This window comes from Sporolactobacillus sp. THM19-2, from assembly GCF_004153195.1.
In the GTDB taxonomy this organism is placed as follows: domain Bacteria; phylum Bacillota; class Bacilli; order Bacillales; family Sporolactobacillaceae; genus Sporolactobacillus.
Map to the genome: position 1 here is coordinate 1 of NZ_SEMC01000005.1, position 13,024 is coordinate 13,024.

Annotated in this window: 12 protein-coding genes and 1 pseudogene; 10 read left to right on the forward strand and 3 right to left on the reverse strand. The window is 45.0% G+C overall.

What is annotated here, in order from left to right:
• The first annotated feature begins 172 nt into the window (after window positions 1-172).
• Window positions 173-1,423, forward strand: a complete 1,251-nt coding sequence (gene tyrS, locus EWH91_RS05810) for a tyrosine--tRNA ligase (protein ID WP_129929093.1) — start codon at window positions 173-175, stop codon at window positions 1,421-1,423.
• Window positions 1,424-1,580: 157 nt separating this feature from the next.
• Window positions 1,581-1,811, forward strand: coding sequence for a YtxH domain-containing protein (locus tag EWH91_RS05815; RefSeq protein ID WP_129929094.1), 231 nt, complete (start codon window positions 1,581-1,583; stop codon window positions 1,809-1,811).
• A 63-nt stretch (window positions 1,812-1,874) separates the two neighbouring features.
• Here EWH91_RS05815 and EWH91_RS05820 read toward each other — a convergent pair whose 3' ends face one another.
• On the reverse strand, window positions 1,875-2,567 hold the full coding sequence (locus EWH91_RS05820) for a metallophosphoesterase family protein (protein WP_206184298.1): 693 nt from the start codon (window positions 2,565-2,567) through the stop codon (window positions 1,875-1,877).
• Window positions 2,568-2,739: 172 nt separating this feature from the next.
• Between EWH91_RS05820 and fumC the strand changes: the two genes are divergently transcribed.
• Window positions 2,740-4,128, forward strand: a complete 1,389-nt coding sequence (gene fumC, locus EWH91_RS05825) for a class II fumarate hydratase (RefSeq protein ID WP_129929275.1) — start codon at window positions 2,740-2,742, stop codon at window positions 4,126-4,128.
• An 82-nt stretch (window positions 4,129-4,210) separates the two neighbouring features.
• On the opposite strand, the gene ltaS is transcribed toward fumC, so the two are convergent.
• Together ltaS and EWH91_RS05835 are read right to left on the reverse strand one after the other, a co-directional pair.
• Window positions 4,211-6,196, reverse strand: a complete 1,986-nt coding sequence (ltaS, locus tag EWH91_RS05830) for a lipoteichoic acid synthase (RefSeq protein ID WP_326407526.1) — start codon at window positions 6,194-6,196, stop codon at window positions 4,211-4,213.
• Between the two features lie 276 nt (window positions 6,197-6,472).
• On the reverse strand, window positions 6,473-6,976 hold the full coding sequence (locus EWH91_RS05835) for a hypothetical protein (protein WP_129929097.1): 504 nt from the start codon (window positions 6,974-6,976) through the stop codon (window positions 6,473-6,475).
• A 327-nt stretch (window positions 6,977-7,303) separates the two neighbouring features.
• Between EWH91_RS05835 and EWH91_RS05840 the strand changes: the two genes are divergently transcribed.
• The 7 genes and pseudogenes from EWH91_RS05840 to EWH91_RS14735 all read left to right on the forward strand — a co-directional run.
• The gene (locus EWH91_RS05840) at window positions 7,304-8,527 is read left to right on the forward strand and encodes a coiled-coil domain-containing protein (RefSeq protein WP_129929098.1); all 1,224 of its coding nucleotides are present in this window, start codon (window positions 7,304-7,306) and stop codon (window positions 8,525-8,527) included.
• Between the two features lie 373 nt (window positions 8,528-8,900).
• Window positions 8,901-9,647: a hypothetical protein gene (locus tag EWH91_RS05845; protein ID WP_129929099.1), complete on the forward strand. Its 747-nt coding sequence runs from the start codon at window positions 8,901-8,903 to the stop codon at window positions 9,645-9,647.
• Between the two features lie 10 nt (window positions 9,648-9,657).
• Window positions 9,658-10,401, forward strand: coding sequence for an AAA family ATPase (locus EWH91_RS05850; RefSeq protein ID WP_129929100.1), 744 nt, complete (start codon window positions 9,658-9,660; stop codon window positions 10,399-10,401).
• 126 nt (window positions 10,402-10,527) lie between these two features.
• Window positions 10,528-11,643, forward strand: coding sequence for a sensor histidine kinase (locus EWH91_RS05855; protein WP_129929101.1), 1,116 nt, complete (start codon window positions 10,528-10,530; stop codon window positions 11,641-11,643).
• Window positions 11,640-12,242 (forward strand): response regulator transcription factor, encoded by a 603-nt coding sequence (locus EWH91_RS05860; RefSeq protein ID WP_129929102.1) that lies wholly within the window; start codon window positions 11,640-11,642, stop codon window positions 12,240-12,242. Before EWH91_RS05855 ends, EWH91_RS05860 begins: the two co-directional genes overlap by 4 nt.
• 160 nt (window positions 12,243-12,402) lie before the next feature.
• Entirely contained in the window at window positions 12,403-12,660 is a 258-nt protein-coding gene (locus EWH91_RS05865) for a hypothetical protein (RefSeq protein ID WP_240697283.1), read from the forward strand.
• 87 nt (window positions 12,661-12,747) lie between these two features.
• Window positions 12,748-12,958 (forward strand): annotated as a pseudogene (locus tag EWH91_RS14735) (radical SAM/CxCxxxxC motif protein YfkAB); the annotation flags it as partial.
• Between the last annotated feature and the right edge of the window lie 66 nt (window positions 12,959-13,024).

Consider the following 13,024-nt stretch of genomic DNA (forward strand, 5'->3'; position numbering starts at 1 on the left):
GGATTGATTAACCTTTCCAAGAGGCTCCAGTATATTCAAAGTGCCTAAGTTATTGAACCGCCGTATACGGATCCGTACGTACGGTGGTGTGAGAGGTCGGCAGTGTGAACTGCCTCCTACTCGATTTGCCGGTTTTTTTCCGGCAGAAAAAAGGAAAAAGGTGAGATCAATAATGGATATTCTTGATGATTTAAAATATCGGGGGCTTATTAACCAGGTCACAGACGAAGAGGGTCTGCGAGAGGCACTTAAAAGTCCGATGACTTTTTATTGTGGATTCGATCCGACGGCAGACAGCCTTCACGCCGGAAATCTCCTGATGATCGTGATTATGATGCGCCTGCAGCGGGCAGGACACCATCCTGTCGCGCTTGTCGGGGGAGGGACCGGCATGATTGGCGATCCGAGCGGACGGTCAACCGAAAGACAGCTGAATTCAAAAGAGGTTGTCCAGGGCTATGCTGAAAAGCTGAGACAACAATTATCCCGCTTTCTGGATTTTAAGAGTGGAAAAGCAATCTGTCTGAATAACGCTGAATGGCTGGAGAAGCTGTCTACCATCCAGTTTCTCCGTGATGTAGGCAAACATTTTCCCTTAAACTACATGCTGTCCAAAGATTCAGTCCAGTCGCGTATGGAGGCGGGTATTTCTTTTACTGAGTTCTCTTACATGCTTCTTCAGTCATTTGATTATCTGAACCTTTATGAAAACTATGGCTGTCGGCTGGAAATTGGTGGAAGCGATCAGTGGGGAAATATTACTGCAGGTCTGGAGCTTATTCGCAGAAAAGGCCATGACGAACCGGCTTTTGGCCTGACCTTTCCGCTTATTACAAAGAGCGACGGTACGAAATTCGGGAAATCCATGGGCGGAGCCATATGGCTGGATCCGGAGAAGACGACCCCATATGAATGGTATCAGTTCTGGATCAATGCCTCAGATGAGGATGTCATTAATTACCTGAAATATTTTACATTCCTGACGCATGATGAAATTGACGCACTGGCAGAAGAAGTGAAGGAAAATCCGGAAAAACGTCAGGCGCAGAAAACCCTTGCCCGGGAAATGACGAAACTGGTTCATGGCGATAAAGCACTTCATGAAGCAGAGAATATTACGCAGGCCCTTTTCAGCGGGGATGTTTCCCAACTGACTGCTGATGAAATCCAGCAGGGCTTCCGGGCGTTTCCAACGTATCAGGCGCCATCGAAAGAGCCGGTGGGGTTAATTGATCTGATCGTTCAGTCGGGGGTCACCACATCAAAACGTCAGGCGCGTGAGGATATAAGTAACGGGGCAATATATATCAATGGACGGCGCAGAACAGATCTTCATGATGTTGTTGATGAAAAGGACCGGATTGAAGGCATCTATACCATCATCCGTAGGGGCAAGAAGAAGTATACACTGGTTAAATTCTGACTCGATGGCGAATCACAGACAAACCGTTTCGTAAATGTCGTTCATTAGACGACAGGTGACGACATTGTTATACTTATAGTGGTATGTACAAATAATGGCCATGACGGACATGATTAAATCATGGGTTTATAAAGCTGTATTCAGGGAGGCTATAAGCATGAGTCAGAGCGAAAAGAAATGTTGCAGCGGTTTAAGCGGTAAAGAATTGATGATCGGAAGTATTATCGGTGGGATTGTTGGCGGTGTGACCGCACTTCTTCTGGCACCGAAATCCGGGGAAGAGACAAGAAGAGACCTTCATGTGAAAGACCTGGTGTCAAACGGTGTCGATAAAGTAAAACAGGCGGCATCCACACTCGTAAAAAAAGATGAAGAGCCCTACAGCTGATCTTCAGAAAGCATCAAGATAAAAAGAACTCTTTCGGGAGAGTTGTCCCCCGGAGGAGTTCTTTTAGTTTGACACATAACAGACTGATTTTGTTGGTAATTCCAGACAGTTTAACTGGCCGCCGAAGACGCATCCTCCATCAATTCCAATAATATTATTATTTCCGAAGTAAACATGATTCGAGTTATGAAAGAACATGGTTGGCGTATGACCGAAAATAACCGTTTTTTTGCCATGATACCCGTTAAAGAAGGGAGTCCGTATCCAGAGAAACGTTTCTTCATCTGTTTCTTCCAGCTTTTTCTCCGGATCTACTCCTGCGTGAACAAAAATATAATGTTCTGTTTGCGCATATACATTCAATTTACTGATCCATTCCAGGTCGTCAAGCAGTTCATCAGGAAGCTGCGGCGATCCTTTTACGATGTTCTGATAAAGATTTCCGGGATCGACTCCGTAACTCTTTAATGTCCGCGCGCCTCCGTTAGCTACCCATTGCGTCAGATATTCAGGAGATCCGCTGCCGGTCAGTGCGTTCTCCATCATATCTTCATGATTTCCTTTAAGGACAATTGCTCCGAGCTTTTCCAGAACTCTGGCTTTCTGCACGCAGGCTTTTGGATCTTTTCCTCTGTCAACATAATCGCCGAGGAGAAAAAGCAGGTCTTCCGCTTCATTATATTTCACTTTTTCAAGCAGTTGATTAAATGAGTCAATCTGACCATGTACATCACTGATGACAAGCAGACGTTTTATTGGGTACACACTTATTCCCCGCTTTCTTTTTCTATAATAGACAAATGAGGCGCGGTTATGCAACTATAGAGTTATGGGAAAAAGAATACCTGTTTATTCACCAGAATCGCTATAATAGTAGTGTAAGCGAATACAAATTGACAAAATCATCAATAAGGAAAGGATGAGAGACATGGAATACCGGGTGGAACATGATACGATGGGTGAAGTTAAAGTACCCGCTGACCGGTTGTGGGCGGCTCAGACAGAACGCAGCCGTAATAACTTTCATATTGGATGGGAGAGGATGCCTCAGGAGATCATCACCGCATTTGCGATATTAAAAAAGGCGGCTGCCCTGGTTAATCGGGATCTCGGAACGCTTGATCAGGAAAAGGCATCGGCTATTGTTGAAGCTGCTGATGAAATCATTGTTGGTAAGTGGGATGATGAGTTTCCTTTGAAAGTCTGGCAGACGGGCAGTGGGACACAGTCGAACATGAATGTGAATGAAGTGATCGCCAATCGGGCAAACCAGCTGCTTGCTGCCAGAGGGTCAGGCCTCCACGTACACCCGAATGATGATGTGAATAAATCTCAGAGTTCAAACGATACTTATCCCACAGCACTTCATATTGCCGCGCTATTGGCTGTAGAAGATCATGTCTTACCTGCACTGGAGGACCTGAAAAAAACACTGGAGACGAAAGCTGAAGCGTTCAGGGACATCGTAAAAATAGGAAGGACCCATTTACAGGACGCAACGCCATTAACTTTAGGGCAGGAGATCAGTGGCTGGGCTTCTATGCTTGGCCACTCGGAAGAGATGCTGCAGACGGTGTGTGCATGCCTCAGCGATCTGGCAATAGGTGGAACGGCAGTGGGTACCGGTCTGAATGCTCATCCGCAATTTGGGCGAAAGACGGCTGAAAAAATCAGCGAGATGACCGGTAAAACCTTTAGAACAGCGGATAACAAATTCCAGGCGCTGACCAGTCACAATCAGATTGTGACGGTTCACGGGGTACTGAAAGCCCTGGCTGCTGATCTGATGAAGATCGCAAATGATGTCCGCTGGCTGGCGAGCGGTCCCCGGTGCGGCATCGGGGAGCTTACTATCCCCGCTAATGAACCTGGCAGCTCGATTATGCCGGGTAAAGTGAACCCGACACAATGTGAGGCAGTCACCATGGTTGCTGTTCAGGTTATGGGAAATGATGCCACTATAGGATTCGCATCAAGCCAGGGTAATTTTGAATTAAATGTGTTTAAACCGGTCATTGGTTATAATTTCCTGCAATCAGCAAAATTATTATCAGATGTGATGGTCTCCTTTAACAAACACTGTGCCACAGGTATTGAACCGAATAAGGAAAAAATAAAGGAAAACTTGCATCGTTCACTCATGCTGGTCACAGCACTGAATCCTTATATCGGTTATGAGAAGGCGGCGAAAATCTCGAAGACCGCTTATCAGCAGGGACTAAGTCTGAAAGAGGCGGCAATAAAGCTGGGTATTCTGACTGCAGAACAATTTGATCAATATGTCAAACCGGAAGAGATGACGCATGCTCATGTCTGACTGAATAGATAGCAAAAGGAGCCTCCACTCAGGAGGCTCCTTTTTTGCTTCTACTTTAAGAAGGGATCATTGAAGTTTCACTTTATTTTTGCGTACTGTCTGATGATTCACGATCTGCTTCATTCGGAGGAATGGTCTGATCTGTATTATAGTTTATTTTACTCTTATCCGGTGCTTCAAAGTCTTCCGGTTTGTAAAATCTGAGGAGATCACCGAAAATGACTTTATCCGAATATTCAAGGGCCTGTTTCGCTTTCTGTTCATAAGGTTTACCAAGTGACTGATCTACTTTTTCTCCTGTTTTGTTATCGTACGTCTCGCCGCCGACAATCGTATACTTGTCTGTCACAAGATCCCCGTTACGGAAAGGTACAATCTGTTTGTGATCCTTTGAGAGTAAATCTGATCCAAATTGTACATAGTCACTCGTATTAATTCCAAGCAGATTCGTCAGAGTCGGACGCACATCAACATCGCCGCCATACGTCGGGTTGGTTCCTCCGTCTACATGAGGAATGTGAATGAACAGCGGTACACGCTGAAGCTGAGCATTCTCGAATGGGGTAATGTCTTTTCCGATGACCTTTGCCATCGCATCGTTATGATTTTCGGAAATACCGTAATGATCCCCGTACATAATAATAATCGTGTGATCAAACAATCCGGCCTGTTTCAGACCCGTAAACAGCTGTTCGATAGCCTGATCCATATAATTTGCGGACTGGAAATACTTATTTACAACACCGTCTCCGTAATCACCCTCCGGAAAATCTGTGTCTTCATCATCCATGCCAAACGGAAAATGATTGGACAGGAGAATCAATTTACTGTAAAACGGCTGTTTCAGGTTCTGCAGATAAGGGATGGTTTCTTTGATAAACGGTTTATCTTTCAGCCCGTAATTTTTCGTGTTTTCCAGAGTCATATTGTAATACTTGGAATCAAAGAAGCGCTCGTAACCCAGGGATTTATACATCTGATCCCGGTTCCAGAATGTTTTACCATTCCCATGGAAAACGGCTGTTTCATAATTGCGTTGATCAAGAATAGCCGGTAAAGCCTGGTACGTGTTCTGAGCCTTCAGCTGAAAAACCGGTCCCTGAGACAGGGGAAACATTGAGTTTTCCATCATGAATTCAGCATCTGATGTTTTTCCCGATCCGGTCTGATGGAAAAAGTTCTTAAAGTAAATTGTATGATCGTTTCCCCGCGCCAGGGAATTGAGAAACGGTGTCACTTCTCTGCCGTCAGGCATCTTGTAATTTATGGCAAAGCTCTGCAGGGATTCAAGAGAAACGTACATCACGTTCATGCCCTTGCCCTTGCCTGCGTACTGTGGATTCGGTGCGGCATAGTTTGACCGGGTATAATTGACAATTTTATTAATGTCACTGCTGTCAGCCATTGCTCTCTGCGCATTGGACTGTGCATTTTGAATGGTGTCATAGATAGCAAAATTATAGGCACCAAGATATTTGACAATGTAATTCCGGTCAAATGTTCGGGTGAGCAGTTCCGGACGATCGGTTTCCGCCAGACTCAGGTTTACAATGAAAATCATGACAGCTGAAATAAATACGGCAAATATGGAACGAACCGGCCAGCGTTCAGGCTGTGGTTTAACAATGTGGAAAGCGATCAGCAAAATTAAGATCAGCGTATCCGCAAAAAACAGTACATCCCATACATGCATCAGAGCGGCTATACTTCCACCCAGTTCACCTGCATTATTGCCCGACTGGGTGATGGTTGAGACCGTAATAAAGTCATTAAAAAAGCGATAATACACAATGTTGGCGTATAACCAGAGGGACAGCAAAAAGTCGATAATGACCATCATGATCTGCTGCAGTCTTCCGCGGAAGATGATCGCAATACCCAGAAAGAGCAGAGCAGAGCTCAACGGATTGAAGAATAAAAGAAACTGTTGCATGGCATTATTGACGCCCAGGCTGAACTGTGTCCGGTACACGATATAGGTTTTAGCCCAGAATAGAATGACTGCAAGTAAAAAAAGTGTATATTTTTTGTTAAGCAAACTGTGTCCTGTGCTTAAAATACGTTTCAAGTCTGTTCGACCTCCTGAAATAAGTCCTGAAACCAGCGGCTCCAGGGCGTTCGATAATGAATAAGGGAACAATTCTCTGTATGTTATCATAACTTTTCTTATGATATAAATTAAGATTTTGTAAAAAATAAGATAATCTGCGAATCTTAAACCATTTTATATCTTATCCCCTGAAAGTCAAGAATGAAAAAATGACAGATCCTGTCAGATTGTGTCATACAGCTTTTTTCGGATTCTGATGCCTGTGAAAAGCTTGTCTATTAAAAGGAAAAAAAATTATCCTGCCTGCATCCGCCTCAGCTTCTGCTCGTTTTTCCCGGTCTTTGTGACCAGAGATGGATAACGGAGCAAAAGCATGGTATAGCGTCCAAGCAGAAATCCTGAAATATATATGAAGTAAAAGATAAAAACTGCAGATCCGTTCAATGCCGGTGTGACAGACAGAAGGTGAACGGTCATAAGTTTTAAGAATTGACGGACGGGAATAGAGAGAAACCAGACAATGACAGCCATAATGGACCCGGACAGATACCAGGCACCTCCATGATTGATCAGGGGTGTATAACGTCCCTGCACCATTCCGAGAATCAACGACGCAATAAATGCAGAAGTCATCATCACCCAGTCAGCCGGCGTGATCGATGGCATAAAGGACAAAGCGCAGGAAGAAAAAAGCAGCAGCGTCAGCGGCAGTCTGTAAAGTTTTCCTGTTAACGGTTTTTCCCTGAGCTGGCTGATTGAAAAAATAATAAGCAGAATGACAGCTGTGACAAGAAACATGTGGCCACCTCCGGATGAATGTCCCTGTCATTATCGTATTTCATTATCATTTTGTCCTATACCATGGATGGGGTAATCTGTTCATTTTCTAAAAAAATTCTTTAAATTACAATTAGATGACAAAAGAAAAACAGTGTAGGACATACATCGTCCCTCCTATGTTACAGTTATGTTTCAACAGGAAACATAAGCTTAATATCTGTAAAACAGGGGGGATGTTATAATAAAAAAGTCGATAGAACAATAAAAAAGGACACCATATTGAAAATCATGTAGAAAAAAATAGAAAAAAAGAGATCAGATGTCTTGGGGAGGGCAACGCCGATCATGAAAGTAAATAAGAAGAGAATGACTGTCTCACTCGTACTTACCGCCGGCCTGACATACACTACCGTAGCACCATCCATTACATACGCAAATCCTTCTTTAAGCCAGATTAACAAAGAAACACAGCAGCAGCAGGCGCTGAAAGCACAATTGAGTGACCGGCAGCAGGAGCTTCAGTCAGAACTGGATAAGATAAATAAAAAACAGCTGAAACTGACAACAAACATCAGCGATGCACAGGCGGAAATCAATAAAGCCAATGATAAAATTGCTGCTCTGAAAGATGAAATAAAGATCATCAATAAAAGAATTAAAGAACGTCAGGGGCTTCTGAATGACAGACTTGTCTCCATTTATAAGAATGGCGGTTCAATCAATTATCTGGACGTCCTGTTCGGCTCGAAAAACTTTGGCGATTTTATTGATCGGACAAAGGCACTTTATACGATCACCCAGCAGGATCAGAAGATTATAAACGATCAGAAAAATGATCAGAAAGCTGTCAGTGTGAAGAAGAAGACGGTTGAAAAGAAACAGACTTCAAATGTTGCAAAACTTGAGAAACTGAAAAGTGATCTTGCTGAGGTGGAAAAACTTCAGGATCAGCGAAAACTTGCTGTTGCTGCACTCTCGAATAAGCAGTCAGATGTTTCAAAGAAACTGGCGCAGCTGTCCGGTGCTGCCTCAGATGTGCGACATATCAGCGAATTATCTTATTCTCCTGCCAATCATTCATCCTCGCATGCGAATACGGCAGAGAAAAACAAGTCAGAGAGATCTGCTTCAGGCTCCTCCGGCAAGAGCAATCAGTCGACTCCCCTTACGTTATCTGCTTCGGTTGCAACCGGCGGTATTTCAGGCATTCTGAATTACGGAAATCAATTCATCGGTAGATCCACCTATGTATTTGGCGCGTCCAGTCCATCCACGGGTCAGTTTGACTGCTCCGGATTCGTTCATGCAGCCTTTGCTGCAAACGGCATCGGGGTTGGCCGAAGCACCAGTGCACTCGTTAATACCGGCCGGCCAGTCAGTTACAGTCAGGCAAAACCCGGCGATCTGATTTTCTTTGATACATACAAGACAAACGGACATGTCGGTATTTATCTCGGCGGAGGCCGGTTTATTGGTTCACAGAGCAGCACCGGTGTCGCCGTCGCAAGTGTGAATAATGTCTACTGGAAAGAGCATTTCAGTGGCGTCGTTCGCCGCGTACTGAACTGATCGTACGGCATTTAAATAGTTCAAAACTAAGAACGCGTGGATTGTATATCCCGTGTTTTTTTGCATTTTAGCCCTGATCCTCAGGGCCATGAGGGTAAACAAGCAGGCCGGGTGAGGAATAACGGCCCGCAGGATGGGTTCAAACAAACAATCAGTAGGGGATGCGCGCAGGCTGAAAACGTGGGCGCCCTGTCGCAACGCCTGCACGAGCACGTCCTGTGCGTCAACCCTCCTACTGTTTGACGTTTCACTTTATCTATATGACAGGTGTCATCATGAGTTGATGACAGGCATGACTGTTTCCGGATGCAGATTCACGATATCATTGAGAAAATACCAGGAAAGAACATTCGATGAGAAGAGGGAGTCTGCTATGGCCGTTATGCCGCTAGTGAAACACTTTTTACGCGTCACATTTTATTACAAGGTTAACTTCATCTTTACTTTTGGTGTCCCTGTCGCTTCGATTATTTATTCGCTACGTGAACAATTGCTGCAGCGGCCTGATGAGAGGGATACAATGGGCCTGATCTTATATTGGGCCGGCTACATGGTTGTGCTCTATGCTTTATTGAACAGTGGTCCGGCCTTGGTTGTTTTGCGGGAGGAACAGTTCCTGAAAATGTTTCTCTTTATCACAGGAACCAGATGGAAGATCATTGCAGCCAGGTTTCTTTCTCAACTGCTGATTCTTTGCCTTTCTGTCATCATACTGGATCTGATCTGCGCCATCCTCTTTTCATTACCTGTTTTAAAGCTCATTGGCCTTTCGCTCCTCGTGATCATGATTTGCGAACTTCCGGTCTATTTTCTTTTCCTTATTTTCGCCGTGCTGCCATTGCGTCAGGAAACGATCACTCCCATTATCAATGTGCTGATTTTTATTTTCATCTTTATTTCCCTGAATTCTTTTACAACTGTCCCGGTGGCTGAAGGGCTGCTGGTCATCCTGAACCCAATTGAATACGCCTCGCAGACAGGATGGGCACTGCTTGACCTTCTGAATGGCGTGCTTCCGCTGACAAGGATTTTCTTAATTGCTGCAGCGACGTTTCTCTATCTTTTAACCGGATATTTTGCTTTAAAACGAATCAGGATTCTGCCAATTTTTCGAAACTGAGGTGTCCGCATTGAAAATTACACATCTGTCTTACCATTACCCAAAGAGTAAAAAAAATCTGTTTCATGATCTGTCAATGGAAATTTTACCGGGCCGGATGAACATCCTGATTGGGATGAACGGAGAGGGGAAAACGACACTTTTTGACATCCTGGCCGGTCTGATTGACACGGATGCACAGATCGAACATCCGGTTCCGGCTCATGAAGTCCTTTATCAGATTCAGGGTGTTCCTGTTTTAAGCACCATCCGGGGGAAAGATCTGGCTGAACTGATTCTTTGCTCCAGCGGTCAGTATGGTCACAAAGACCTGTCTCCGTGCCTGTTTTCCGGAGAATTGGGCCATGACGAAGACGCATTAGGGAAGATAACTTATATATGGAACACGCAGTATGGAAAAATGTCGCCGGGCGAGAGACGCTGGTTTACGATCCTGCTTTATTGTCTGCTGGATAAGCAGCTTTACCTTTTTGATGAACCGACAGCCGGAGTGGACCCGTATTCAGCTCAGCAGATTATTGCAGGCATCAGACATCTTCAGGAACGTAAAGGGAAGACCGTTCTTTATACCACCCACCGAATTGAGGATCTCAGATACTTTCCCTGTTATCAGATCCATGTCCTGCATCATGGAAAAATTGTGCTGAGTGCCGGGGAACAGGACTGGGTATCGGAATCCAGGGGGAAAAACATGCCCTTTCTAAATAACCTTGTAGATTCATTACCACATGCTGAAGAAAAGTATGGTGATTGACGTTTTTTTGCTGGCGTACAAAATGAAATGAGATCAGTTCATCATCTGAGGTCTGACGACTTATTTACAGCGTCATCTATCCCGGGTATGATGAGGAAAAGAATGTAAGAAGAAAGGAGGTTTTTAATGAACCTGTTCCCAAAATCAACCGGCCCATATCCTTATGTCTGGCTGCTCCTGTGGTTCCCACAGTTCTTTTTCAATGTTCTGCAGGCAGACGGATATGCAGTAAAGATAACAGGTGTGGTCTGCGGATTAATTCTGATGTTTGTATTCAGACAGATGTATTGGGCGGCAAACTGGAATCTGGTGCTTTATTTTTACATGGGCATCATTGCGGTGAGTCTCGTTGCCATGATTATCGACCCGGTCATGTTATTTTACAGCATTCTGCCGGTTCTGCTGCTGGCTTATGCGGATAAGAGCAATCAACTTGCAGCCGGACTTTCCGGGCTTGTTCTGGCTTTTATCGCTGTTTCATGGCTCCATTCAGGCAGTCTTTCGTTTTTCTTCCCTTCTTATATTTTTTTCCTGTTAATCATTGAGTTGACAGTGGCTGTAGCGGTTTTTCTATATGAACGAACGAAGAAGCTGCATCATCAGCTCAATGATGCGAATGAACAGATTATTGCCCTGACCCGTGAACAGGAACGCAGCCGCTTCGCCCGGGATCTGCATGATACACTGGGTCATACGTTGACAATGATTATTATGAAAAGCGAGCTGGCGTCTCGATTTATTGAAAAAGATGGACAAAAGGCAAAAAAAGAAATAGAGGAAATGGAGCACATTGCGCGGGAAGCCCTGCGTCAGACCCGTGACCTGGTTTCCGGTACCAGAAATCGGTCACTGACCGAAGAATTAAATGAGGCAAAGCGGATTTTAATTGAAAAGGGAATTGATGTGCTCATGAAGTTTCCTGATCATTGGCCGCTCCTGCCCCATCAGGATGAAACGATGGTCGCTCTTGTCCTTCGTGAAGCGGTGACCAATATTGTCCGGCACAGTGCGGCCGCTCATTGTGAGCTTAACAGTCACCTGAGTCAACAAAACCTGATCATTGATATTACGGACGACGGGAAGGGGATAAAAGACAGTGCTGCGGCAGGAAGCGGGCTGCAGACCATGCAGGAAAGGATGAAGCTGGCCGGCGGGACGGTCGTTTTTATACCGAAGTCAAAGGGGACGACCGTTCGACTGTCGTTACCCCTGCCGCCTAAAAGGGAGAGTGAAGGCGCTTGAGAGTGGTGATCGCCGAAGACCAGGGCATGCTGCGTGGTGCACTGGCACAATTACTTGAAATGGAAGCGGATATTGAGGTGACAGGTGAAGCGCTGGATGGACACGAAGCACTGGACCTTGTGATCCGCCAGAAGCCGGATCTTCTGATTGCAGACATAGAGATGCCTGGCATGTCGGGTCTTGACGTGGCTGAACAGCTGAAAAAGCAACAGGAGTCATGTAAAGTCGTTATTGTGACGACCTTTGCCCGGCCGGGTTACCTCGAGCGGGCTATGAAGGCCGGTGTATCAGGATATATATTAAAAGATGAGCCCATTGATCAGTTGATTGCCCATCTGCGCCGGATTATGGAGGGCAGCAGCTATATCAGTCCTGAACTGGCGAAAACACTGTTTTTCTCCAGTGAGAATCCATTATCGGGGCGGGAAGTGGGTGTGCTCCGGGAAGCAAAAGCGGGCCGGGATACCCGTCAGATTTCTGAAAGGCTGCATCTGTCCCGGGGTACGGTGCGAAACTATCTGTCAACAGCCATTCAGAAATTGGATGTCCGCACCCGTCAGGAAGCTGTGCAGAAAGCTACCAATAAAGGCTGGATCTGATCCGATTAGGAAGGGCTATTTATTCTGTCGAATGAAACAAAGAATCTTCTGCCAAACTAGTGCCGCCTCGACAAAAAAGACCCGTTCAGCATTTTCCGAAAATGTGTGAAAATAGAGGTACATCAATCATGCGAAGGGAAGTGCGGCAGCTGTGCGGAACATGATCTCATTTAAATTCAATCCATCGAAACTCAAATTGAACAAGTTTATTGATTTTTACGGCTATTGTACCCAGTGGAATCAGAATATCTATATTTATGGAAAATCAGAAGCTCACAAGATCCATCGACTGTCGGAACTTTTATCGTTTATTCTGTTTCATCATGATGATGAGTGTCTGATTGTTATTGAGGGCAGCGGGATCAGTGAAACGAAGGATTACATCTCAAAACACATGGAAGGCATCCAGTCAGCATAAAAGACTTTTTACCGGGAAATGGCTTATAACATGTCGTAAAGTTATAGTATCCTTTCCCTTTGAAAGGGCAGGAGTAAAGATGACAGCGGCGAACCAATGCTGTCTCTTAAATGGGTGAACGAATACGTTGTGCCTTTCTTAAAGTATGCACATGAGCGGGGGCTGAGAACCCGGATTCATTCAAATCTAAGCGTTATGCACGGATTCTTTCCCGTCTGGATGTCTTTCACATCTCATTTTATTATGGGAGTTTCGAGGATGACGAGACATCGAATTTGCCGTTATGGAGAAGAGACCCCGCCTGTCCGTTCTCTCGATTCTGCTGTCAGGTGTCTTGGTCCTGATGTTCTGGTGAAAAACACGT